Annotated in this window: 23 protein-coding genes; 14 read left to right on the top strand and 9 right to left on the bottom strand. The window is 46.8% G+C overall.

From position 1 onward, the window contains the following. Complete coding sequence (locus ACR32F_RS18975) at nucleotides 1-864, bottom strand: class I SAM-dependent methyltransferase (protein WP_440109667.1); 864 nt, start codon at nucleotides 862-864, stop codon at nucleotides 1-3. Between the two features lie 477 nt (nucleotides 865-1,341). Between ACR32F_RS18975 and ACR32F_RS18970 the strand changes: the two genes are divergently transcribed. The 3 genes from ACR32F_RS18970 to ACR32F_RS18960 are packed head-to-tail and all read left to right on the top strand — an operon-like array spanning nucleotide 1,342 to nucleotide 3,224. Beyond that, nucleotides 1,342-1,794, top strand: coding sequence for a flavodoxin (locus ACR32F_RS18970; RefSeq protein WP_440109665.1), 453 nt, complete (start codon nucleotides 1,342-1,344; stop codon nucleotides 1,792-1,794). A 5-nt stretch (nucleotides 1,795-1,799) separates the two neighbouring features. Next, on the top strand, nucleotides 1,800-2,603 hold the full coding sequence (locus tag ACR32F_RS18965) for a hypothetical protein (RefSeq protein WP_440109663.1): 804 nt from the start codon (nucleotides 1,800-1,802) through the stop codon (nucleotides 2,601-2,603). 54 nt (nucleotides 2,604-2,657) lie between these two features. After that, nucleotides 2,658-3,224, top strand: coding sequence for a nitroreductase family protein (locus ACR32F_RS18960; protein WP_440109661.1), 567 nt, complete (start codon nucleotides 2,658-2,660; stop codon nucleotides 3,222-3,224). 22 nt (nucleotides 3,225-3,246) lie between these two features. On the opposite strand, the gene ACR32F_RS18955 is transcribed toward ACR32F_RS18960, so the two are convergent. Beyond that, the gene (locus tag ACR32F_RS18955; protein ID WP_440109659.1) at nucleotides 3,247-4,704 is read right to left on the bottom strand and encodes a 4-hydroxyphenylacetate 3-hydroxylase family protein; all 1,458 of its coding nucleotides are present in this window, start codon (nucleotides 4,702-4,704) and stop codon (nucleotides 3,247-3,249) included. Nucleotides 4,705-4,908: 204 nt separating this feature from the next. Continuing rightward, nucleotides 4,909-5,064, bottom strand: coding sequence for a DUF1540 domain-containing protein (locus ACR32F_RS18950; RefSeq protein ID WP_440109657.1), 156 nt, complete (start codon nucleotides 5,062-5,064; stop codon nucleotides 4,909-4,911). 64 nt (nucleotides 5,065-5,128) lie between these two features. Between ACR32F_RS18950 and ACR32F_RS18945 the strand changes: the two genes are divergently transcribed. Then, complete coding sequence (locus ACR32F_RS18945) at nucleotides 5,129-5,281, top strand: hypothetical protein (RefSeq protein WP_440109655.1); 153 nt, start codon at nucleotides 5,129-5,131, stop codon at nucleotides 5,279-5,281. A gap of 124 nt (nucleotides 5,282-5,405) precedes the next feature. Continuing rightward, nucleotides 5,406-6,212 (top strand): AAA family ATPase, encoded by an 807-nt coding sequence (locus tag ACR32F_RS18940; protein ID WP_440109653.1) that lies wholly within the window; start codon nucleotides 5,406-5,408, stop codon nucleotides 6,210-6,212. A 110-nt stretch (nucleotides 6,213-6,322) separates the two neighbouring features. Here the strand turns inward: ACR32F_RS18940 and ACR32F_RS18935 are convergent, their stop codons facing one another. Then, complete coding sequence (locus ACR32F_RS18935; RefSeq protein ID WP_440109651.1) at nucleotides 6,323-7,789, bottom strand: HAMP domain-containing sensor histidine kinase; 1,467 nt, start codon at nucleotides 7,787-7,789, stop codon at nucleotides 6,323-6,325. Then, nucleotides 7,774-8,460 carry a response regulator transcription factor gene (locus ACR32F_RS18930; RefSeq protein WP_440109649.1) on the bottom strand — a complete coding sequence of 229 codons (687 nt, stop codon included), beginning with the start codon at nucleotides 8,458-8,460 and terminating at the stop codon, nucleotides 7,774-7,776. Before ACR32F_RS18930 ends, ACR32F_RS18935 begins: the two co-directional genes overlap by 16 nt. A gap of 190 nt (nucleotides 8,461-8,650) precedes the next feature. On the opposite strand from ACR32F_RS18930, the gene ACR32F_RS18925 reads away from it, so the two are divergent. The 9 genes from ACR32F_RS18925 (at nucleotide 8,651) to ACR32F_RS18885 (ending at nucleotide 21,503) form a co-directional block, all read left to right on the top strand. Beyond that, the gene (locus tag ACR32F_RS18925; protein ID WP_440109647.1) at nucleotides 8,651-9,376 is read left to right on the top strand and encodes a YceI family protein; all 726 of its coding nucleotides are present in this window, start codon (nucleotides 8,651-8,653) and stop codon (nucleotides 9,374-9,376) included. Between the two features lie 294 nt (nucleotides 9,377-9,670). After that, on the top strand, nucleotides 9,671-14,029 hold the full coding sequence (locus tag ACR32F_RS18920; protein ID WP_440109645.1) for a glycosyl hydrolase 53 family protein: 4,359 nt from the start codon (nucleotides 9,671-9,673) through the stop codon (nucleotides 14,027-14,029). A 269-nt stretch (nucleotides 14,030-14,298) separates the two neighbouring features. Continuing rightward, complete coding sequence (locus ACR32F_RS18915; protein WP_440109643.1) at nucleotides 14,299-15,342, top strand: SPFH domain-containing protein; 1,044 nt, start codon at nucleotides 14,299-14,301, stop codon at nucleotides 15,340-15,342. Further along, entirely contained in the window at nucleotides 15,339-16,370 is a 1,032-nt protein-coding gene (locus tag ACR32F_RS18910; RefSeq protein WP_440109641.1) for a sugar kinase, read from the top strand. Before ACR32F_RS18915 ends, ACR32F_RS18910 begins: the two co-directional genes overlap by 4 nt. 82 nt (nucleotides 16,371-16,452) lie before the next feature. Beyond that, the gene (locus tag ACR32F_RS18905) at nucleotides 16,453-17,166 is read left to right on the top strand and encodes a response regulator transcription factor (RefSeq protein WP_440109639.1); all 714 of its coding nucleotides are present in this window, start codon (nucleotides 16,453-16,455) and stop codon (nucleotides 17,164-17,166) included. After that, nucleotides 17,163-18,152, top strand: coding sequence for a sensor histidine kinase (locus tag ACR32F_RS18900; RefSeq protein ID WP_440109637.1), 990 nt, complete (start codon nucleotides 17,163-17,165; stop codon nucleotides 18,150-18,152). Before ACR32F_RS18905 ends, ACR32F_RS18900 begins: the two co-directional genes overlap by 4 nt. Nucleotides 18,153-18,332: 180 nt before the next feature. Continuing rightward, the gene (locus ACR32F_RS18895) at nucleotides 18,333-19,103 is read left to right on the top strand and encodes an ABC transporter ATP-binding protein (RefSeq protein ID WP_440109635.1); all 771 of its coding nucleotides are present in this window, start codon (nucleotides 18,333-18,335) and stop codon (nucleotides 19,101-19,103) included. Beyond that, nucleotides 19,078-21,027, top strand: coding sequence for an ABC transporter permease (locus ACR32F_RS18890; RefSeq protein ID WP_440109633.1), 1,950 nt, complete (start codon nucleotides 19,078-19,080; stop codon nucleotides 21,025-21,027). The genes ACR32F_RS18895 and ACR32F_RS18890 overlap by 26 nt, the downstream gene beginning before the upstream one ends. 134 nt (nucleotides 21,028-21,161) lie before the next feature. Beyond that, entirely contained in the window at nucleotides 21,162-21,503 is a 342-nt protein-coding gene (locus ACR32F_RS18885; RefSeq protein WP_440109631.1) for a cupin domain-containing protein, read from the top strand. A 159-nt stretch (nucleotides 21,504-21,662) separates the two neighbouring features. Here ACR32F_RS18885 and ACR32F_RS18880 read toward each other — a convergent pair whose 3' ends face one another. From ACR32F_RS18880 to ACR32F_RS18865, 4 genes are read right to left on the bottom strand one after another with little or no spacing between them, the layout of a single operon-like run. After that, a complete protein-coding gene (locus ACR32F_RS18880; RefSeq protein WP_440119949.1) occupies nucleotides 21,663-21,962 on the bottom strand; it encodes a metal-sulfur cluster assembly factor in 300 nt (99 codons plus the stop codon). A gap of 25 nt (nucleotides 21,963-21,987) precedes the next feature. Further along, nucleotides 21,988-23,220: a hypothetical protein gene (locus ACR32F_RS18875; RefSeq protein ID WP_440109629.1), complete on the bottom strand. Its 1,233-nt coding sequence runs from the start codon at nucleotides 23,218-23,220 to the stop codon at nucleotides 21,988-21,990. A 13-nt stretch (nucleotides 23,221-23,233) separates the two neighbouring features. Continuing rightward, nucleotides 23,234-23,839 carry a DUF2249 domain-containing protein gene (locus tag ACR32F_RS18870; protein ID WP_440109627.1) on the bottom strand — a complete coding sequence of 202 codons (606 nt, stop codon included), beginning with the start codon at nucleotides 23,837-23,839 and terminating at the stop codon, nucleotides 23,234-23,236. Further along, a complete protein-coding gene (locus ACR32F_RS18865) occupies nucleotides 23,826-24,200 on the bottom strand; it encodes a hypothetical protein (protein ID WP_440109625.1) in 375 nt (124 codons plus the stop codon). Before ACR32F_RS18865 ends, ACR32F_RS18870 begins: the two co-directional genes overlap by 14 nt. Nucleotide 24,201 lies beyond the last annotated feature (1 nt).

Raw genomic sequence — 24,201 nt, 5'->3', positions numbered from 1 at the left:
TCAGGACTCCCAGCGGCCCAAGATGCCACAAGGCAGATCAAGGCCACTGCGGGTAATCGGAAGACCAATTTCACCTGCCGTAATGTTTCCACCGTATTGTGCAGACATCGTCATCGTCAGCATGTTGCGCAGAACCGTTGAGGAGATGCCTGTTGTATAGGAATTAACCAGCATGAATAATGGGTTGTCCGACAAAATATCCATGCACGATTTCAGGAACGGGTAGAGGTTCTCTTCCAGCTTCCATGTCTCTCCGTTAGGGCCTCGGCCGTAGGAAGGAGGGTCCATGATAATCGCGTCATATCGATTTCCACGCCGCTGTTCCCGTTGTACGAATTTGAATACATCATCTGTGATGAAACGAACAGGACGATCAGCCAGTCCAGATAATTGAACATTTTCTTTGGCCCACTGTACCATGCCTTTGGCAGCATCTACGTGTACCACCGAAGCCCCGGCATAAGCAGCCGCAACGGTTGCACCGCCTGTATAGGCAAACAGATTCAGTACAGAAATCGGACGTCCTGCACCTGCGATTTTATCCATCATCCAGCTCCAATTGGCCGCTTGTTCAGGGAACAGGCCCGTATGCTTGAAGCTGGTCGGTTTAATGTGAAATTTCAGGTTCTCGTATCCGATGGTCCAGCGTTCCGGGATCGGTTTTTTCATATCCCAGTTTCCGCCGCCGGAAGAGCTACGGTGATAATGACCGTGCACCTGGCGCCATTCATTCGTTTCTTGTTCGAGAGGCCAGATAATCTGTGGATCAGGTCTGCGCAAAATGACATCGCCCCAACGCTCTAGCTTCTCGCCACCTCCTGTATCGATTACTTCATAGTCCTTCCAGTTCTTTGCTACGTACATAGTGGTTTATCCATCCTTCAAAAGTCATTTGGATACTATTGTACAACAAAAAAGGGCCTGTACGCCAGTTGTGGTGGGCAGGAAAAGAAAGAGGTGTGAGCATTTTGCCTGAAAGGAAGGAGTGCTTTTCATTGTGGTGAAATTCGACACACGCCATATACTTGGAAAAGTATAATAGATAAGTTCAACTATACATTTACACAATAACGGAGAGGACAGAAATAACCTGAAGAAGCGAAGCGTTCGCCTTTATCCCCGGATTTTCCCTATTGAAAAGGAATTGAAAAAATCTGGGGGTAACAGTGATCGGAAGGTTGTTCTGTCATCGGAGTGCCAGTGTAAATATACATAAGTTGAATTTATATAGATAAAAATTAATTTGACAATGATAATCATTATCACTTATGATTTTGATAATTCAAATGTTACTTCTTCAGGAACAGTATGTAGATGATTAAATAAAGTGAGGGAAAATAGATGGCTAAATTGTTGGTGGCTTATGCAAGTATGACAGGAAACACAGAAGAAATTGCAGAACTGATTGTTGAAGGAATTACGCAGGGAGGACACGAGGTGGATTTGAAGTCAGTAACGGATTGCAATGCAGCCGATGTGTTGGACTATGACGGTTTTCTCATCGGGGTCTATACCTGGGGAGATGGCGAGCTGCCAGACGAATTTCTTGATTTTTACGAAGAATTGGATGAGCTTGATTTAAGCGGCAAAAGAGCTGCGGTGTTTGGAAGTGGTGACACTTCTTACGAGCAGTACTGCGGGGCGGTTGATCTTGCGGCTGCGAAGCTGCAGGAGCGTGGGGCGGAGGTATCTCCAGAGATGCTGAAGATTGAATACAGTCCATTGGAGCAGGAGAAGGATACATGCCGTGAATTTGGCAAAAACTTCGCTGCTGCCGGATTACAGGTATCTTAAAACGTATGGTAAGACATCATGTTCAGGCAGCTATGCAACCGGGAAAGTCAGACATACCGGAACGGCTGCTTGAAGATTACCGATTGGAAGAGATGCTGCGCAGTCCGCACTGGTTCATCCGCCCGGAACTGGAGGCTGAACAGCGCTCTCCGCTGCAGTGGAGACACCGCGTACAGTATGCGGTCAGCCATGCAGTCAATGCATTTTACAGTATGGAGCCAAGTGTACGCAGAGAAGTGCCGGTACAATATTTGCTCGAAAAGTGGTGGCCCAGAAAGACAACCGGTTTCGAATCGGTACTTCATTACTGGGACGTGAAGAACAAGATTACGGATGAATTATCACTCGCAATTGCGATGAACGATGTTTTGAAGCATCCTTCCATTCTGTTTGAACAGTGGAGAACGGAGCTTCCTTCATTGTCGATGCATTTATCGATGATCTTTCAAGCGGCCTGGCAGCCTGAGGGTTGGGATTCCCTGCTCGTTCAGAAATATATGGTTGTCCATGATCCAAACGTCGTTGAGGCGTTTCAGCATATGGTGAGTGTATTCTGCTGGGAAGCTTTCGGCAAATTACCGGGTATGATCGAAGTCTACTGTCTGCTGGAAGGTCGCAAGATTCGATATATCCCTGGGCGTCAATCTCTGGTTCGCGCCATGGATTATATTCAATTGATTCGTGACAGTATTCCAACTGTGGAAAAAGTGGAGTCTGACCGATTTACGATGCGGGACAAAGCACGTGTTCATGAAGAGGTTGATCGCTGGAGAAGTGAGGCTGAACCGAAGAAAACGTGGTTAATGTGAAGACTTGTAGGGGATGACGTGATATATCGTGCAGATAGAGGAAGGGATGATGTTATGTCTACCGGTTTGAGACAAGAGGCGATAAGCAGCAAGAGGCGTACAGGAGCTTGTGAATTCAGCCCGTTGCCGGTGCCACAATCCGTAATAAGACGATTGCTGGATGAAGCAGATCCGACTTTGTATGTCATGAGTTCAGAACCTTGGCGGTTTATGTTATTTGCAGGTGAAGGACGGCAGCTTTATCTGGAGGCAGTCAGACAGAGTTACCCGCCCCATCTGGCTGATCGCTACGGGGATTGGGCTACATATCAATATACCGAGGCCATTCCTGCACATCTGGTGGTCGTGGCCCCTTCATGCGCCCGAGAAGACCATCTATTGCCTGCAAAAGCCTGGAGCAAGCGCTTTTGCATCCTGGCCGCGGAACAGGGATTAAATGCTGTATGGAAAATCAATGATTACCAACAGCATCCTGTGTTTATGAATTTGATGGGCTTAACCAGTGAAGAAAAGGTGCTGGGGGTATTTCACCTCGGTTACGGAGACCAGCCTGCACTGCGCGATGTCGATGCAAGCAGACCAGCCTCTGAACTGATGACGGTCTATGACCATCTGGTTTAAATATCGGTATCAGTCCCGAATCTTATTTGTCGGTGTTGGCGATAAATTCGCGCACAAGCTGACGATACTGGAGATCCTTTGAGCAGGCAGAGTATAGCCGGTTAGAGACTGTAATCGAGTTGCCAAAAAAGAAGCGTTCGAACTGGGTCTGTCTGCCACCAAATGATCCAGCACCAAGCTCCCAGATCAGACGGAACAAGGCTGTTCGTTCCTGGGATGCCATATCTGTTCCTCTCAGGTAAGTATCCAGGTGCGGAGCAATGTCTGAGCGAAATTCTTCTTCCTGAGGAACCATAATTACACCGCTCGAACCCAGGAGCTGAAGGATTTCAATCATTTCAGGATACAGCTTAGGAAACAGAAGGTTTGCTGCCATCAAAGGTTTGGGTGCGGGTAACACAAATCCCCGCCCGTCCGGTATGGCACCGGCTTCTGCAGCCAGGGCCAGTGCTTTTAATGATTCAAGGCCAGCAAACACTCGCGCAGTTTTCTCAACAACGTGAGTCTCGGAAGCCTGGTCGAGCGTATCAACGAGTAATTGGATCGTACCGAGTACAAATTCCGTTTTGGCAATATATCGGCATAACACCTGATGACCCGCGTGAATGTGGAAATGGCTCCCGCTGAAGAGACGGGAGGACATGTCTTCACTGCCGGCAAAAAATATCCGTTCATGTGGAACAAGTACATGATCAAAAATGACAATGTTGTCCATCTCTTCATATCTGGAACTGAGTGGATAGTTGAACTTGGAATCGCCTGCATAGGTATCCCGGCAGATGAAGCTAATTCCGGGCAGGTCGTTTGGCACAGCAAAGGCAAAAGCGAACGGATTTTCATCGTCGAATGGTGCTGGTGAAGGAGAAGGGTATACCAGGATCTCGTCTGACGTTGCGGCCTGAGTAGCCATCATGAACGCACCAGTGATGATCAGACCTTCGTTGGTTCGTTCAACGATTTTGGCAGCAATGGCATCCTCAGTAGCATCCATCTGGCCCGATATTTTACTGGCATGCGGTTGAATGAAAGCATGGGAGAGCGTGATGTCATGATCACGGCAGTAGGCATAGTAATTTTTCAAGTTTTCGGCGTATTGTGGTGATAATTCATTAAGAAGATCCGCACCCGTATAAAAGGCCATGATCGCTGTGTTCATGTAATCTGGTGAACGTCCCAGAAAACCATGATGAGTTCCCGACCAGATCCTCATGGCTTCACGGCGCTTGCGCAGATCATCTACACTGGTGGGAGGAAGAAAGGATATGCCTACAGGTTTTCCATCAGCAGGGGATGCAAAAGTCATTGTATCGATTAATTTTGGATCTGACTGCAGATCGTAGAGCTCGGCCTGTGTCTTCATTAAACCAGCAAAGGCGACATGTTCTGAGCGTTTTTCGGTAACAAGCTCCCCTTTGTACCAGCAGGGAACGGTCTGGGCATCAATTCGTTCAATGTACTGTGTGCCATTTTTGACGGACATTGTTATTCACCTCTTGGATCTAATCGTTCATGGGCAGTTTGACTGCTCTCGTAGTGTACGTAAATGGGCAGTCGAATGTGCAACCTAGGAGATGAATACAATTTTTGCGGGATAGGGCTTGATAATAATTATCATTCTTGTTACAATACAAAAAGAAAAGGAACCCCTTAGGGCTCCTTTAACTGGTTACAACCTGTACATTTTTTATTTTACCTCGAAGGTTTTGCAGTCTGTTTCAGCGGAATGACTTGCTTCTTGTTTGGAACTGTGACTTACAATGTAGATTGAAGATGCGCTGCATTTGTTCTCTTCAGCCCAGTGACGACAGGAATTAACTTCACACAATACGTCTTTTGCCATGATTGTTAACCTCACTTTAGATTGGATTACATTCGTTGGTATAAAGAAATCTGGAGATAGCAAGTTGCCGCTTGCCAATCTGGATATTCTACTCGCTCTCAAGAAAATAGAGGGCTTTTTTGTGTTATACACAACGATGCACTTTCAGGATAGCAAAGTTTCCTGCGGCTTGCAACTAAATGACCTCATCTGTGGCAAAATAGTGGACGTGCTGTAGTTATCTTTGCAAACAGGCTATAGTGTGATATTGTTTAATAGTAAATATTACGATTAAATAAAGTCGAAGTGATTCCTTCTTGAATCACGGAGAGAAACCATAGAATGAAGGAGCACATGCACACATGAGCAAAACGAATCATATCAACCGAATTCCCCGAGCGAAAGGGATTGATATGGCTACCTTTTACACACCGAAAGAGTGCAGGCGCAGAGCCCAGCATATCGTATTTTCAGCTGAAAACAAGCGCATCATTGATGAATTCATCACCATTCTGGGCATGAAAGAGAAATTCAGAGAGCATGAGGTATCGATACCCAACAAGATGGTCATGTTTGGGCCACCCGGCACGGGAAAAACATTAACGGCATCACATCTGGCTGAACGTCTTGATCTACCCTTGGTGCTCGTGAGACTGGATGCAATTATTCATAGCCATCTTGGGGAAACAGGAAGCAATGTGCGCAAGTTGTTCGAATATGCACGAGTTAATCCCTGTGTGCTTTTCCTGGATGAATTTGATGCCATAGGTCGTACACGTGAGAGTAATGATGAAGTGAAAGAGATGGCTCGTGTCGTAAACACGTTGTTGCAGTGTCTGGATGAATTCGAAGGTGACAGCATTCTGGTTGCGGCTACCAATCTGGAAACCCAACTGGATCACGCCATCTGGCGTCGTTTTGATACTAAAATGACGTACGGGATGCCAGATGATTCAAGTCGCAGATTGTATATCAGCAAGTTGGTTGGCACATTTGAACAGGAGGCCCAACTGGATGATTACATATGTGAACGTTTGGCAGGATGCAGTTATGCGGACGTAGAGCAGATTGTTCTAAAAGCAAAGCGGAAAGCGATCATTGCGAGCAGTGTACTTCATAAGGAATTGATCTCGGATGCTTACGATGAATACAGGCCACGTGTATTATAGGGCTAAAGCTGCCATTTATGATAATACGACGAGGAACGAAGAACAACATGCCAAATAGCCCAGTCTCCTGTAATGGAGTGCTGGGTTATTTGGCATGTTAGCGCGGTGCGTTAAGCCTTGGCGGGCGTTCCGTATGCCTTTTCTGGTACAGTGGCTTCGTGTGTTGCCATCCAGCGCGGAAGGCTTAGTCTGAACATACTTCCTTCTGAGCTACTGGAGACAAGCGTTAGTTCACCGCCCTGTTCCTGGGCAAGCAGGCGACTATATGTCAAGCCAAGACCCAGACCACGATTGCGACGTTTCTTGAGTTCCCCACGGTAGAAACGTTCGAAGATTTTGGGCTGATCTTCCTGGGCAATGCCTGTACCGTTGTCCTGAACATCAATGAACAGGTGATCTTCTTCGACGCGCAGTCGAATATGAAAGATCGTTGCCTGTTCTGAGGCCGCTGCCTGGAGTCCATTATTCAGCAGATTTACGATAATTTGCTGAATCCGGAGGGCATCACCGATCGTATAATGCGTGCCCGAAGGGGTATGCAGCTCAACCTCGGGAGATTTATCCTCATAAGCGATTTTCCATTGATAGACAATTTCACCCACCAGCAACTTCAGATCAATGCGTTCTTGACAAACGGCAACACTGCCAGCACTCATGGCGTTGTAATCGAGCAGATCAGTTACCATACGCTCCATTCGTTCAGATTCCTTCAAGGCAATGTCGAGGAACTCCTTTGCTTCCTGCGGAGACACGATATCATCCCGAACAGCCATTACCAATCCTTTAATAGAAGTGACCGGTGTTTTCAATTCATGACTTACACCAGCAAGTGACAGGGCACGCCATTCCTCCAACTGCTGCAAACGAATGGACATCTCCCGGAAGGATTCAACGAGCTCGCTCATCTCCCGTTCTCGTGTGTTCAGATCCAGATTCACTTCGTAATTTCCGTTTCGAATCTGCTCGGCGGCATGAGCGACCTGCCTTATGGGCCTGGACAGTTTACGAGACAACAGGTAGATGGTAAACCAGCCACACAGAATGAGCGCTGCAAGGAGCAACCCAACAATCAGCAGTGTTTCCTGACTGTAGGAAATGGATTTTTTGGATTGCATTACCCAGACTTTCCCCAGTGGTTGATCACCGTCCAAGACAGTGACGTTTACGCCTGCGTATTTACTATTCCGTGGTTCACGCATGTCATCAGACAGTCTGTAATGAACATCTTTCTGAGTCATTTCAGGCTTAGAGTAGAGTAATTGGTTGTCATTGTCCAGTACCATAATGCAAAAGTAATTATCGGTATTAAATAACTGTGTACGCTTGTCCATCAGCCTGTCGAGATCTGGAGGAATCTGTAATTTGTTTTCACTGTCGGTCACTTTTTCGGCAATTTCCAAGCCCAATAGCTGGGCTGTCTTCAGACTTTTCTCAATGGACGTTGTCCTGATCCAGTAGAGTGCTCCTGCGGCAATTAACGTGAAGCCGATACAAAGGATTAGAAAATATTGAAGTGTCCAGTAAGACAAAATGGATGTCTTCCGTCTTGGCGTCTTTCGCTTCAGTTGGCGATCCAAAATTGATACCCCATTCCCCGTAAAGTCCGGATTTCTCCCGTTTCAGGTAACCAGTGGGAGAGGGCCTGGCGTAATCGTTTGATGGAGAGGTCCACAGCGCGGTCGCTTCCATCGTAGTCCATGCCCCATACCTGCTCAATGAGATGATCACGCGTAAAAGTACGGTTGGGATATTCCGACAGAAACAGCAGCAACGACAAATCACGCGGGGTCAGTGCGACTTCGGCTCCGTTTAATAGTACGTGTTTGGCTGCCAGGTCAATGACCAGATTGCCAAAATAACGTTTGCCTTTACCACCAGCTGTCCAATGGGAGTTGCGGCGAAGTACAGCATTAACCCGGGCTACGACTTCTTCGGGCACAAATGGTTTGCTCATATAATCGTCAGCACCGGCATTCAGACCGTCCAGTCGGTCCTGAATATCATCCAGTGCAGTTAGCATGATGACGGGACAAGCACTTTTTTCGCGGATGATCCGCAATAAATCCCAACCGTCCATTCCTGGTAACATAATGTCCAGCAAGACAAGAGAAGGCACGGCAGAGTCGAACAAGGTTAGAGCGGTGTGTCCATCAGCGGCGTGACGAACTTCAAATCCCGCTTTTCTCAGATAGGCAGCCAGCACACGGGCGATAGCTTCCTCATCTTCGACGATGAGTATGGATTTCAAGAAGGTGTCTCCTTTCACTTCGGAAGCTTGTGTACTGATTTTACATGAGGTGAGGGATAAAGCCAATCCTGCAATTATTTTCTGAAAAAAATGCATGATGAGTCATCGCTTGACGTCTTCCTGACACATTGGGCTGATAAGATGGATTTTAACAACCAACTTATACATATACCATTGGAGGAGAATAGAGATGAACCAAAAAACAAAAACGTGGATTATATCAGGTGTCGCAGCGGTGGCAGTACTCGGAGGTGGAGGTTATTACTTCGCGAACAGCTACCTGGGAAACAATGTAGCGATTGAGCAGGTACTCCCTGCCAGCACAGCAGCGTCTACAACGGATGCGGGAGCAGACAGTGGCAAAGGAAAAGTGGTAGCTAAGGAGTCTGCTGGACCAGAACAACTTAATGGAGACTGGAGCATTAGCGAAGGTTCGAAGGTATATTTCTCTGTTACGACATCTCAGGAGACCGTCAACTTTGTGGACCCGCAGGTAAGCGGTAAATGGACCATTAATGTTGATGATACATCCAAGATGAAAGCGGATGGACAAATCGAGATGAGTGGAATTGATTCGGGTAACGGTCAGCGGGATGCTCATGTCAAAGAAGCGGATTTCTTCGACGTCAGCACTCATCCACAAGCTACATTCACTGCTAATTCATTCGAAGGACTACCGACAGAATGGCCTGCGGGTCAGACAGTTGATTTCAAAATGAACGGAACCATTACAGTGAAAGGTGTGGAGAAAAAGGTCACGTTGGACGCCAAAGCGGCTTATGAAAATAACCAGGTGTTGTTGTCTGCAACAACAATGGTTACCTTTGAAGATTTTGGTATGAAAAATCCCCACTCTGTTGTGCTCACGACTGAAAATGACATCAAGGTTCAACTGGAGCTGAAGCTTAGCAAGTAAGCATTCGGCATATATTCAGAGAGGAAATTTAATTTGAGCCTATAAGGATTAACATAAAAAAATCAAAATCTGTTCCTTTCTGCCAGAGGCGGTGGGGGACAGGTTTTTTTCATTAGGCATTCCCAGTCCGTCTAGGTTGTGATGAAGGTAGTTATATCGCCAATTCGTTAAAATAACTGCTGTTTCCTTTGAATAATACCGTGTCCACTATCGTTGTAAAGCGCTTACAATGATAGTGGTTTACAACATTCATTGATCCAAGCACATTAAAACACAAAAAGGGGGAGATCAAGAGTGAACAAAAGATACATAAGCGGGTGTCTGGTTTTGCTAATGCTGTTCTGTGATCTAGGGATGATGGTTCGTCCGGCAGCGGCGGCAACGAAAGTGAACGTTGCTTTGAACAAGGAGGTAACGGTTAGCTCTGAATATCTGGAGTGGGGTAGCAATAAGGACCATCTGGTAGATGGTAAAACAGAAACGCATTGGAGTGCGAATGATGGAACCTCGGTGGAACAGCCACAGTGGGTGATGATTGATCTGGGTGGAGCCTATCATTTATCCGGGGCTGAACTGTTATGGAAAGATGATAGAATTGTGAAATATATGGTTGAAACATCTCCAGATCAGACCAACTGGACCAAAGTAGCTGATCAGAGTGACAATAATTCGCTTCAACAGACGGTTAATCTGGAATTTCAGATGGATGCTGTTCAATATGTAAGGGTTACGATACCTTTTTACGATCAAACAGGCGCGTGGCCTGCCATTTCGGAGATCAAAGTTTGGGGAGAAGAGGAGGGACGTGAACCAGCAGACATTAAGAGTTATGATACGGTTCAAGTTTCCACTGTGACTGGAAGCGCTCCTATTTTGCCTGCGGAGGTTCAGGCAAAATATCAGAACGTAAAATCGGGAGCTGTTCCAGTCGAATGGGAGAACATTGATTCTTCGCAGTACGCAAAGGCGGGCGATTTTACCGTGACAGGTGCAGTATATGGTGCGTCTGTTAAACCGGAGGCCACTGTAAAGGTAGGAGGATATCGAGCGGATTATGTCAGAGGAGTGGATATTTCCACGTTAACTGCCATTGAGGATAATGGTGGGAAGTATCTGGATAGCAATGGCACAGAAAGGGATTTGCTCGATATCCTCAAAGACCGTGGCGTGAACTATGTGCGTCTGCGTTTGTGGAATGATCCACAGAAATCTGGCGGGTATAACGACAAAGATGATGTCATTGAATTAGCTGCGCGTGTGAAGGCAAAAGGCATGAAAGTGCTGCTTGATTTCCATTACTCAGATGAGTGGGCACATCCCGGACAGCAACTTCGTCCGAAGGCATGGGAAGGTCTGTCATTTGATGAGTTGAAGCAGGCTGTTTATGATTATACGGTTGAAGTCGTGGGTGAGATGAAGGCTGCAAAAGCGATGCCTGATATGGTTCAAATCGGTAACGAGATAAACAGCGGTGTACTGAATGGCTTGAACAGTAATGTTAATTTTGACGAGAATGTAGCGTTGTTGAAGAGTGGGGTAGATGGTGTGCACGCGGCCGCAGGAGAAGAGAAGGTTCAAATCATGATCCATCTGGCTGAAGGCGGCAAGCCGGAGATGTTCGACTGGTATTTCAGTGAGTTAAAGGAGGGTGGACTGGAGTACGACATTATCGGACTTTCCTATTACCCGTTCTGGCATGGGACATTTGCCGATGTGCAGAAGACCATGAATGAAGTATCTGACAAGTTCAAAAAAGACGTTATTATTGCCGAGACTTCGTATCCGTTTTCGTATAAAAACGGGGATGCTCACGGTAATATCATTGGATCAGACGAAGCGCTCCATGTGGGTGGAGCAACATTCCCTGCAACGGTAGAAGGTCAATATGATGCTATTGCTGGCATTATGGATATGATCGCTGACGTGCCTGAGGGTCGCGGAGCAGGGTTCTTCTATTGGGAGCCCGCATGGATTGCAGCAGAAGTAGGCTGGATTGCTTCCGAGGGAAATGCGTGGGAAAATCAAGCCATGTTCGATTATGATGAATACCCGGACAATGGGGGTTACTCTTATGAGGGGCGAGCCTTACCATCCCTTAATGTGTACAAACGCGGACTGGAACTTCTGCCAGCAGATCGACAGCATTTGTCGGCAGCCCTTACACGGGCAAAATCGCTGGTTTCCAGTGATTTTACACCTGAAAGCTGGGGAAATCTTGCTCCTGCCATTGAAGCCGCAGAGGCTGTTTATCGTAAGGCATATACATCAGGTGGACTTACGCAACAGGAGACGGATACAGCAACAACAGCACTGGAAGGTGTAATTCTACAGTTAGGTGTTATTGCTCCGCAGCTGGGCGATCTCACAGCAAAAATGGCGGAAGCACGCACGTACAAACAGGAAGATTGGTCTGCTGCAACGTGGGCTGTTTTAACCAAAGCGCTTGAACGCGCCGAGCAGGTGATCGCTGATCCAAGGGCGACTCAGACAGACGCCAACACTGCGGTAAAACATCTGAATGATGCCATTCAGGGTCTATCCAATGTGGACAAGACGGAGCTGCATAAGTTGATTGGGGAAATGCAGCAACAGAATGAATCTTCATATACACGCAGAAGCTGGACAACATTGAAGAATGCGTTGCAGGCGGCAATCGTTGTTAGAGACAACACGAGTGCCGTGCAGTCCGAAGTGAATTCAGCGCTGAATGGATTAAAGCAAGCCTCTAATGACCTTGTATTGCTGGAAGCATTGACCACAGGCAAAACAGCAACCGCTTCAACCAGTGCCGGTACAGGTGGCGGACAAGACAATTCTCCAGGAGGAGCTATTGATAGTAATCCAAACACATCTTGGGGGACCGATCAGAGCGTAGGCAAAAGGTGGTGGCAAGTGGATTTGGGACAGGTTGCTAACCTTCGCAAGATCGAGATGTCAATGTGGAGTGGCGGGATCAAATACATGATCGAAGTGTCCAACGATAACGAAAATTTTGTGGAAGTGGTTAATACCACAAATGATGTTATCGTTTCGACAGCGCCAAGCCATGTACTTCCTGCTAATACAGAGGCACGTTATATTCGCGTAACGATTACCGCAGGTTCTACATGGGTAGGATTTATGGATTTTGAAGCATATGGTACATTCCCGGCGGATAAATCTGCACTGCAAGCTACGGTAGATACCGCTGTGAAATTAAAGCAAAGCGAATACACCGCTTCAAGCTGGAATGTATTCAGTAAGGCGCTTGCTGAAGCGAAGGCGTTCATTCAAGATGCAGAATCTTCAACTCAAGACGTAAGCAAGGCTGATCGTGCGTTACAAGATGCCATTAGCCAATTGGTACGTCAAGATGCAACACCTGGCCCTGGCCAGCCATCAGAACCTAATGGTCCATCGCAACCTTCCAACCCGGGAACAGTTACAACGCCGGGGAACCCAGCTGTAACCCCGCCGGTTGGAACGGGTGATACGCCAGCGAAGGGTTCCATCACGTTAAAAGGAACGACATCCGGGGATAATCAGTATTCCATTCGTCCGGATGCATCCCAATTAACACGGGCACTGCAATCCATGGATGCAGGAGACCGAACTTTGAAGCTGATTGCAGATGTGCCTGACACCTCCAAGTCAGTCACATTCCAGTTGGCTGCAAGTCAACTTGCAGCGTGGATTCGTTCCGAGGAAGTGCAATCCATGGATGTAGTCGCAGGACAGACAAGCATACGCGTACCATTGAAGTCGCTTCCGCCAATGAATGCGGAGACTGCTGGAACGTTGGATATTGTAGTGGCCAAAGGATCAACAGACACGCTGTCTGCATCGCAAAAAGCAGCCATCGGTAATCATTCGATTGTCAATGTGGATTTGTTGATGAACAATAAGCTATTGCAATGGAAGGACCGAGCGGTTGAAGTTGCCCTATCCAATGTGAAGAAACCTCAGAAGAGTGACGTCGTTATGGTTGTGCAATCCATATCTCCAAGCGGGGAGATGAAGCCTGTTACGTATTCCAATTACGATGACAAGACAACGACCATGGCGTTCAAACCTCTGGAATCCGGCAGTTATGTCATTGTAGAAGTTGAGGTGCCACTAAGTGATTTGCAAAATCACAATTGGGCAATCCAAGAGGTGCAGAACCTTTACGCTAAAGGGATTATTTTGGGGATGAGCCAAACCCGTTTTGCCCCGGAAGGTGAACTGACCAGAGCACAATTTTTACAAATGATTATTAAAAGCATGGGTGATGCACGCCAGCCCGATCCATCGATTTCAACTCCATCGGATGTGAAGGAAGGGCAGTGGTATGCAGACTCGGTACGACTTGGTATTGAGATGAACATTATTCAAGGGCGAGCAGATGGAACATTTGGAGCTAATGAGCGCATCTCTCGGGAAGATATGGCCGTTATGCTGAATCGAGCTTTACAGGTTATGCAGCATGATCTGGATGCGACCACTTCTGCACAAGGAAATACGGTGTTTGAAGACAACGCCGAGATCGCAGGATATGCCAAAGAAGCCGTAGCCTCGATGCAGCAACTTGGACTGCTGAATGGCATGCCTGATGGCACGTTTGCTCCGAAAGAAACTGCGAATCGTGCACAAGGTGCGGTCGCAGTAGCCAGACTGATGAAACAGCTGTATTAGAGGTCCATTTCTAGCTTCATCCCATCTTCTCGGTACTGAAAACCGGTCTTTTTGAACACGCACTATTAGAAAATAATGAAGCAGGTAAAGAGATCGGATCAAATGATTCGATCTCTTTATTTTTTTTGCGGAAGAAGAGAAGTTCAGTCTTTCTCCCTTTTTTAATAGGCATATGAATAATTTGTTAATGTCGTATTGACAATATCATTTCCGTTTGTTATCATTTCGATAATATCATAATGACATTATTAAGGGATGGGGAATGAGCCATGTTTGGATTCCGCTTTGTGAAGTTTCAACCCAGTGAATATGTGATGAAAGTGAAGAACGGTCAGGTGCAACGTCAGGGTGTGGGTTTGTCTTTTTATTACTATGAGCCGACAACGTCGGTTGTGGTTCTGCCAGTATCCTCTGTTGATGTACCATTCATGTTTGAAGAGATTACCGCAGATTATCAGACAGTTACCGTTCAGGGCCAACTCAGCTATCGCATTGTCGATTACATGAAAATCACGCAAAGCTTGAATTATACGTACAATTTACGTAAAAACCGATACATCTCTGACGACCCGGGCAAGCTGGATCAACGCGTGATTACCACCGCCAAAGTGTTAACCAAAAAACAGCTGGAACAGATGCCCATGAAAGAAGCCATTCAGTCCAGTGAGCGGCTGGCAAGCAGCATGAAACGTGAAGTGGTTCAAAATGCGGAGCTGGAAAAATGGGGCGTAGAGCTCATGAGTGTATCCATACTCGCCATTCTGCCAAACAAAGAGACCATGCGTGCATTGGAAGCACAGGCGCGAGAAGAGATTTTACGTCAGGCTGACGAAGCACTGTATGTACGGCGCAATGCTTCCATCGAACAGGAACGCAAGGTGAAGGAGAATGAGCTGAACACGGAAATCGCGGTAGAAACGAAGAAACAGCAAATCCGTGAGGCACAATTACATGCTGAGCGTTCCGTGAAACAGAAACAAAATGAGATGGAGCAGGAGCAGCTTCAGTTCAATACAGCGATGGAGGAACGCAAGCAGCAGCTCATTGAGCTGACCATTGCGAATCATAATGCCGAAGCGGATGCCAAGGCCTATGAAATCGCGGCCGTAATGAATTCATTGCAAAATGTACAGCCGAATGTACTGCAAGCGATGGCGAACATGGGGATGAATTCCGATAAGCTGATCGCACTTGCATTCCAGGAATTGGCCGAAAATGCAGGCAAGATCGGACAGCTTAATATCTCGCCAGATCTGTTGCAGGGATTGATGTCTCCCGCACCAGGCAGAGAGCAGGGAGGTCGAACCAGATGAGGCTGGGTCAAGCAGGGAAGTCAGCACGTCAGCAGACTATGACGGACGATCGAATGAGCGAACACAAGCTAATCCTGGTTAAGCGCAGAACGAGGCTGGAGGAACTGGTGGTTCGATATAATACCGTGCAGCAAGCACAATTTTATATTGAACGTCTGGGTGCAGACTTCAGTGATTATTTGGAGGAAGACCGCCGCTACCGGCAATCCGTGCAGCAGGCGCAGCAGCAACTGGGTCAGCTGGGGAGGGTGCAGACCATTGATCGTGAACATGTGCCCAATTTTATTTTTGGAGAGCAGGATATCGTGGTGGTAATCGGACAGGATGGGCTTGTGGCCAATACCCTCAAATATGTAACCGAGCAGCCACTCATTGGTGTGAATCCGGATCCGATGCGTTGGGATGGTGTGCTGTTACCTTTTACCGTGGAGGACCTGAGCTTCATTATCCCGGATGTCATTCGTAAGCAAAGATCGCTAAAAGAAGTCACTCTGGCCAAAGTCGAACTGAACGATGGGCAATATCTGTATGGTGTCAATGATCTATTCATTGGCCGGAAAACGCATGTATCTGCCCGTTATGAAGTTCGATGGGGTTCGTCAGTAGAACAACAATCCTCCAGCGGTGTCATTGTGTCCACGGGCATGGGATCGACGGGCTGGTTCAAAAGTGTACTGGCTGGAGCCGCCGGAATTGTTGAGTCAGCGGCTTGGCAGCGTATGAGTCCAGAAGGTGAAGTTGCTCCAGCATCTGCATTTGTTCAAGAAAACAGGAATAGTCTGGCCCACTTTGGCTGGGATTCACCTTATCTTTATTTTACAGTACGTGAACCGTTTCCTAGTCGGACAACGGCCGCCAATCTGGTGTTCGGGCAGATTGATCAGAAGCAACCACTGCGGATTGTATCGCAGATGCCAGAAGATGGTGTCATTTTCAGCGACGGGGTAGAACAGGACTTTCTTGAATTTAATTCAGGGGTGGAAGCAACCATTGGTTTGGCAGAGAAAAGGGGGCGTCTGGTGGTCTGACCCTTTATTTCTAATCCGTTTCCGACTAGAATGGTAAATTAGATCATATAGGCTACGTCAGCGAACGGAAAGAAGGGTTACGATGCAATCGATATTATTGGTCGAAGATGATGCTAAGCTTGCAGGCTTGCTGGCGGTTTATCTGACTCGAAATGGATTCCAGGTGCAGATCACAGATGAGTTCCGTCATGTACTGGATGAATTTGTGAAGCTGAAGCCAGATCTGGTACTGATGGATGTGAATCTGCCACAATACGATGGTTACTACTGGTGCAGGCAGATTCGTACACACTCTATCTGTCCCATTCTGTTTATTTCGGCACGCGACAGTGGCATGGATCAGGTTATGGCGCTGGAGCATGGGGCGGATGATTATATTACGAAACCTTTTCAATATGAAGTGGTGCTTGCAAAAGTAAGAAGTCATTTGCGCAGGGCTTACGGTACGTATGCTGCTGCACAACAGGAAGTGAGAGTAAGAAATGGTCCCATGAACCTTTACCCCGAGCGCTATGTGCTGGAGTATGGCGATCGTTCAGTGGAGCTGACACAGAAGGAATCGATACTGGTGGAGGTGTTAATGGCAAAAGCCGGCCGGGTTGTCAGCCGGGAGCGTCTCCTTGAACTGATGTGGGAGGACGAGCATTTTATCGATGATAATACGTTGAATGTGTACATTACACGTGTTCGCCGCAAGCTGAAGGAGCTGGGTGCAGAAGAGATATTGGAGACCGTTCGGGGAGCGGGGTATCGGTTACTGGAACTGGATTCCTCCGTTCAGGAGAAAGGGCAATGAGGCTTTTTCTGAAGGACCATTTGACTTTATTCAGCTTCTATTTGCTGCAAATGCTACTTGTTCCTTGTGTATATTGGCTCTCCGGTGAGGAACGGCCTATGAAAATCGTCCTTTACGGTATGGTGCTAAGTACGGTTGTTCTGATTATATTTCTGGTTGTACGTTATTTCCAGCTAAGTCATTACTACCGAGCACTGCAACAGCCGCAACTGCTGGTACAGGAGCCTTTTCAAGCGCTTGGTACAACTCCAGTAGCTGAAGCGGCTCATCGTTTGATGCACGAACTGGAGCGTAACCGCCAGAATGAACTCAGCCAATTGCGTACCCATAATGAACAGCAGGTTGTCTTCATGAATCGATGGGTACACCTGATGAAAACCCCGCTCTCCATCATTCAATTAACACTGGAAGACGTGGAGGGTGAGACGGCTGGCAGCATTCAGGATGAACTGGATAAAATGCGAAAAGGACTTGAAATGGTTTTGCACTCTTCCCGGCTGGAACAGTTTGAAGGGGATTTCCGTGTGGAACTTCTATCCCTGCGTGAGGTGGTCCGGAGCAGCATAGCCGAGAATCGGCGTTTGTTCATTCGCAGAGGGATTGCGCCGGATATTCGGATCGAAAGCGACCTCCAAATCTATAGTGACTCCAAGTGGCTGCGTTTTATGTTTACCCAGATTCTGACCAATGCTGTTAACTACTCCGATAGCAAATCAGGCAAAAAAGTGATCATTACCGGCTATAAGCAGGAAGACTGTACCGTACTTGATATTCAGGATGAGGGGATCGGCATATCCTCTGAAGATATTCATCGCGTGTTCAATCCCTACTTCACAGGGGAGCGGGGAAGACAATATCATGAGTCAACAGGCATGGGATTGTATCTGGTTCGTGAGATCAGTGCACGTTTGGATAACCGGATCGAGCTGTTCTCAGAGCCGGACGAGGGAACGTTGGTCAGATTCAGCTGGATGAATCAGAAGTAGAGCGCTTTGCCCATGGGCAAAGCGCTTTTTTTATTGGATGCAAGGTTTGGGCACGAAAGGGGAACACAAGCTTAATGACGGTGTAAGGAAAGTTTAAGGTAAATCGATAGCGTGGTTCTGGGAGGTCGTTTAGGATAGGATAAGTAAACTAATAATGGTTATGTTGGAGGGGATATACGTATGGAGATGTTGCAAGTAACGGCACTTAACAAAGTGTATCAGGGCAAAGTGCAGACACAGGCCCTTAGTGATATTCATCTGACCATCAAGCAGGGTGAATTTGTAGGGATTATGGGACCATCCGGCAGTGGCAAAACCACGTTGTTAAACATGGTCTCCACCATTGATGAACCCACCTCAGGCAAAGTGCTGATTAACGGCATGAATCCTTTTGATATGAAAAAGAAAGAACTCGCCATGTTCCGGCGTCGGGAACTCGGGTTTGTGTTTCAGGATTTCAATCTGCTGGACACGTTGACTGTCGCTGAAAATATTGTCCTTCCACTGACCTTGGACAAGGTGAAGTTTAAGGAGATGGAGAGCAGACTAAACCGTATAACGACCCACCTTGGAATCGATCACATTCTGGATAAACGCGTATATGAAATCTCGGGCGGACAACGGCAGCGTACAGCCATAGCCAGGGCCATGATTAATATGCCATCCCTTGTACTGGCTGACGAACCAACCGGAGCCTTGGATTCTACCTCTTCACAGGCCGTGATGGAATCGCTTGAACAGATTAACCAACAGGAGAAAACAACGATTCTGCTGGTCACCCATGATCCTCTTGCTGCAAGTTTTTGTAATCGGATTGTGTTCATTAAGGATGGTAAATTGGCTGCCGAGGTGCATCGGGGAGATAATCGTCAGACATTCTTCCAGCGAATCATTGATACCTTATCTTTCTGGGGAGGGAATTCACATGAGCTTTCCTCAGTTCGCGTTTAACAACATTCGCCGAAATGGGCGAGCGTATATTGCTTTTTTTCTCAGCAGTGCATTTATGGTTATGATCTTCTTCGCGTATGCGATGTTCATGTATCATCCGTATGTGACAAAGTTGCCGATGGGTGCAACAACCGCTGCGGGTATGCAGGCGGCTTCGGTTATTGTGTATGTGTTTGCATTCTTCTTTGTCATGTTTTCCATCAGTGCTTTTCTCAAATCACGGAACAAGGAATTTGGCATTCTGACCATACTTGGTGCAGAACCCGGACAGATTCGGAGATTGGTCATTCTGGAAAATATGTTGATCGGTTGCTTGTCTATTATTGCCGGTATAGGCGGAGGCATGTTGTTGTCGAAGCTGTTCCTGATGTTAACCACTCGTTTTATCGGCATGGATGATCTGCCCTTTTATTTTCCGATCAAAGCGATTCTGATTACCGTAGGAGCCTTTTTGCTATTATTCTTCTGCATTTCGCTCTTCACGCTGGTTTTTATCGGGAACAAGCGGGCATTGGAGCTCTTGAAGGGTACCAGCAAACCCAAAAAAGAACCCAAAGCTTCATGGTTCTTCTCACTTCTGGGATTGGTATTACTTACAGTGGGTTTTGTTGCACTCCGCAGTGACTTGAATGGCGGGACGATCATGACTGCAGCAGTGACAGGAATTGCAGGAACCTATTTCTATTACTCTCAACTTTCCGTGCTCGTCCTCCGTTTGTTGAAGCGTAACCGCAAGCGGGTGTGGTATGGAACACGATTGTTGTGGATTTCGGAAATGAGTTACAAGATCAAGGATAACGCACGGATGCTGTTTATGGTGACCGTGGTTATTGCCATTGCTTCGATGAGTGCGGTTGTGATTTTGTCACTGGATCAGGAGAATCGGGAACAGTTTACAAATAATGATTTTCCAATTCGTTACAACGTATACAGTGCATCGGAAGAGCCAAATATGGCTCCTGTCAATGAGATTCTCGATGCCGCTGGTCTTCAATATGAAGCGATCTATCTTAAATATTTATGGGCAAGCACGAATGATAGCGGCATCAGTGTGATGTCTATAAGTGATTACCATCGGTTCAACACGATTCGGAACAAATCAATCCGTACGCTCCCATCTGATGCAGCGATTTTCATTGATTCTCGGAATGAGAAAAACAAGGATCAGTACAGCCAGTTTCGTACCTATGCCGAGGGAGATTCGTTGAAGCTGAATATGAAATCAGAGCAGGTTAGACTCGATATTAAATATTCAGAGAAAGAACCGGAGTTCAGTGACCTTCTGCACTCGTCAGCCATGGTTATTGTTAATGATGAGGAGTTCAAGGCAATGGCCAGAAAAGTGGATAAAGATGATATTTTCAGTAAATACCTGTATCAAGTTCCCTCATGGGGAAAGGCAGTTCCTGATCGGCAATCTTCGGAGGTCATGGTGAGCCATCGCCTGGATGGCATGGATGAGATCATTAGAAACCACTCTAGTGATAAGGAGTATTCTGGATTTTTCACGACGCGATATGCTGACTACGAAAAGTTCAGACAGACGACGGCACTCTTTACCTTTTTGGGCATTTTCATTGGATTGATCTTCTCTATCTCGTCCGCCAGCTTCTTGTATTTCAGGCTGCACACGGATCTTGAAGCCGATGGGAAAATGGTGCATTCTCTTTCGAAAATGGGTCTCACTTTCCAGGAGATGAAACGATCATCCACCATTCAGATTGCGATCCTGTTCTTCTTTCCGATCGGGATTGCGATTATTGAAACCTTGGTAGTGGTTAAGCCATTCCTGACTGCATTCGGTATTACCAATTATACCGTTCCGGTATTAACCGTATTTGGTGCATTTCTGCTTGCACAGACCTTCTATTTCTTCGTTATTCGTTTAAGATATATATCTTCACTGCGCAAAATGATGGTTTAATCCAGAGTCAGGTTACGCTGGAAAGGGACCGATCATGAAACATAGCCTGGAATCCTTGATTTAGATCAAGGAGTTCCAGGCGTTTGTGCGTTATGATGAATTCATCCCAAGGTGATAGAAGGAGGAAAACAATCATGAGTATTACATCTCTGCAAAGCGTCAAGGAGTTTAGTGCAGACCGTTTTACAAAACGTGTTTTATTTCAACAGGGAGGTGGAGTCACATTTGTGCTTCATTTTCTGCCAGGACAACAGCTTCCGGTTCATAAACATCCGGGCACAGACGTTATTTTGCTGGTGGTCGAAGGTACAGGCACACTTATTCTGGATGGAACAGAACAAGAAGTGAAACAAGAGGATGTGATCCATTGCGGCGGTGAGACGGAGTTTGCATTCCATAATACGGGAGCTCAGGAAGTTCGTTTGTTCGTTGTGTTAAATAAAGTGCCAGAAGCTTCGTATGCAAAGGATATCTAAGCAGTAAAACAACAAAAAAAAGCGTACTTGGGCCTGAGATCCTCAGAGCTTAAGTACGTTTTTTAATAAGCATTTTAGGATTAATCTATAAACCATCAAGTGATTCCTAACCCAAATTACGAAGTTCAAGGTGAGCCGGAAACCATCCATCTTCTTATTTTAGAAGTATCCCAGCATTTCCTTGGCTTCACTGGACATGAGTTGAGGGGTCCAATGAGGCTCCCACACGACTTGAACTTCAATGTCGGTCTTATTCGTATTCTCCTGCAATACCCACTTCACCGCACCTACAATGGTGTCATGCAGAGGACACCCTGGTGTAGTCAAAGTCATCCGTACATATACTCGCTCCGGTTCTTCCCGCACTTCATACACGAGCCCCAGGTCAACGATATTGACACCCAATTCAGGGTCATAGACTTCCTTTAGACATTCCAACAATGGCGTTGTTTGTTCCATCATTTTCACTCTCCAGTTATTCAAGTTAACGTCTGAACACGAAAGCAATATTCGTTATATAAACGATTGAGACAAGAGATAAAATCGTTCCTCCAACCATCATGACCTCTGCCAGATTAATCAAAATTCCACTTACAAGCAGAAGGCTTCCAGCCATCATGGCGAGCAAACCCCAATTGACGTTCCGTTCGCTCAGCATACCGGCCATCAGCGGTGTGCCGGGTCTGCCTGCCAATTTTCCATACTTATGGGTCCACCATAGAAATGGTACGATTTTGGAGGCGTAACCCAATATGGTGAGAGACACCCAGCCCCCGAGATATACCCATCCCGACAGTAGAACAACGCGTGGATGGAGCAGCAGTTCGAACCCTTGTGCGGAATAGATTAGCAGCGCAACAGCATACACGGCAAAGGCACGGCTTACATAGACAGACCAGCGAATGCCTGGTCCCGGATTGCTTTTGTGCCGTTTCTCCTGAATTTGCTCCAGATGGTACACGTAACAGATCAGTGCTGCGGTCAGAAGCAAGAGCGCGAACCAGAGCAAGCCACCCTTCATCCCCGTCAGAAATGCGACGACACCTGTAACAACAGCTGCATTCCATAAAATCAAGACCACTTTTTGCAGCCGTATCGAATAATCGTGAGACAAGTAGAACATAGGCAGCATCTTGTAGCTGAATCCGGTAATTAACATGCCAAACCAGCCGAGTGTTCCCATCCAGATATGTGCTCCGAATAAGCGTTCATGCAGACCATTCCAATCACCAAAGGCAAAATTCAGCCCCATCAGCATGCCGGACAGACCGGTTAACACCAGGTAAAGACAGGAGCAGGAGGCACTAATCGTCACGGGGTTCCACTGTGAAGCTCGGAAAAGGGTAACGGCCATATTCCATGCAAACAACAGAATGCCTGAGAGCGCCAGTGTGGCAGAACCTGCAATCCAGCTGACATCTGCACGAATGAAGCCGTATAACATGCCCGTAATTCCGAGCGTGAACAAGAAGTAATGACAATAACCGAGAAACAGACTATAGATATTGGATTGCAAAATGACATGTATCAATTGATAAACGGCACCCATGGCCAGCATGGTTGCCCACCCGAGCACAAACAGATGGGCATGAAACCAGCCTTCGGGACCTCTTAGTTCATCACCAAGCCAGCCTGTGAGCGAGAGCAGGGAGAATGCGTGATACATTACAAATCCAAAGATGCCTGTGATGATAAACAGAAACGGCAGCCTGGACATCGCTTTCGCCCCCTCACCCTTTTTCAATTCTCACTTTGGCCGTACCATCAGCTTGATCCTCAATCGTATAGGGACAGCCCAGGCTGGTGAGTTCCTCAATCAAAAATACAGGGACCCGATCATTGTGAATCAGAACCACATCCCCGGGCTTGCAGCGCTCCAGTGCGGCAAGCGTTCGCATCATCGGTTGTGGAGGTTCTAATCCGCGGTTATCCAGCACAACGGTTGGAGCTTTGAGACATTCATTTCCTCCAACTGCAACAGCATTCGCCTCCGGATGTCCCGTACATGAAGCTGATTCTTCGTCTGAATCTGGTTCTGAATTATCCTCGGAACCGGATAAAGCAATTGCAGATAATGCTTTTGCACCGGTTTTATTTTTTTTGTGAATAAATGTGGTGACCCAGTGATCTGAACTCTTTTTTTCAGATGAATTGGAGTACCCTTTCAGTTTGAGAATACCGAGCAGGGGAGTAGGTTTAAATGGAGCATGAAGTACAAACACATCCTCGGTTCGTAGTCCTTTCACCGTATCCATGATCAACTGAAATGGTTCAAGCTTTTTACTCAGATGAGGACGGACATCCAATTCAACAATATGAACATCAGATGGAGACATGTGCGTTCACATCCGATCCTGTTCCTACTACATCAGTCTGCTGAACCAACTTTAGAGACGATTCATACAGGGCAGCCATTCCACCATACAGGGCATAGAAGAATGAATCAGGCGCATCAAGAGAGAAGGACAAATATTGTTTGGGGTCTATCCCGAGCATATGCTCAAAGAGTCCTGCACTGTCATAAGCATAAAAACAGAAATGAGTATATTCAAATACAGGCATTTTTTCATAAATAGTCATGATTTCTTGTGCATATTTCACTTGCTCACAATGCGCCATCTGCACCATGGCAATTGCATCCTCCAGCCGAAGCGTGATGCGAAGTGTAGTGTCATCAATGATTTCAACTTGCGGCATG

The sequence above is a fragment of the Paenibacillus hebaui genome (assembly GCF_051934385.1).
GTDB lineage: Bacteria > Bacillota > Bacilli > Paenibacillales > Paenibacillaceae > Paenibacillus.
Note: the sequence above shows the minus strand (reverse complement) of the source record. Positions and strands in the feature narration are given on the sequence as shown.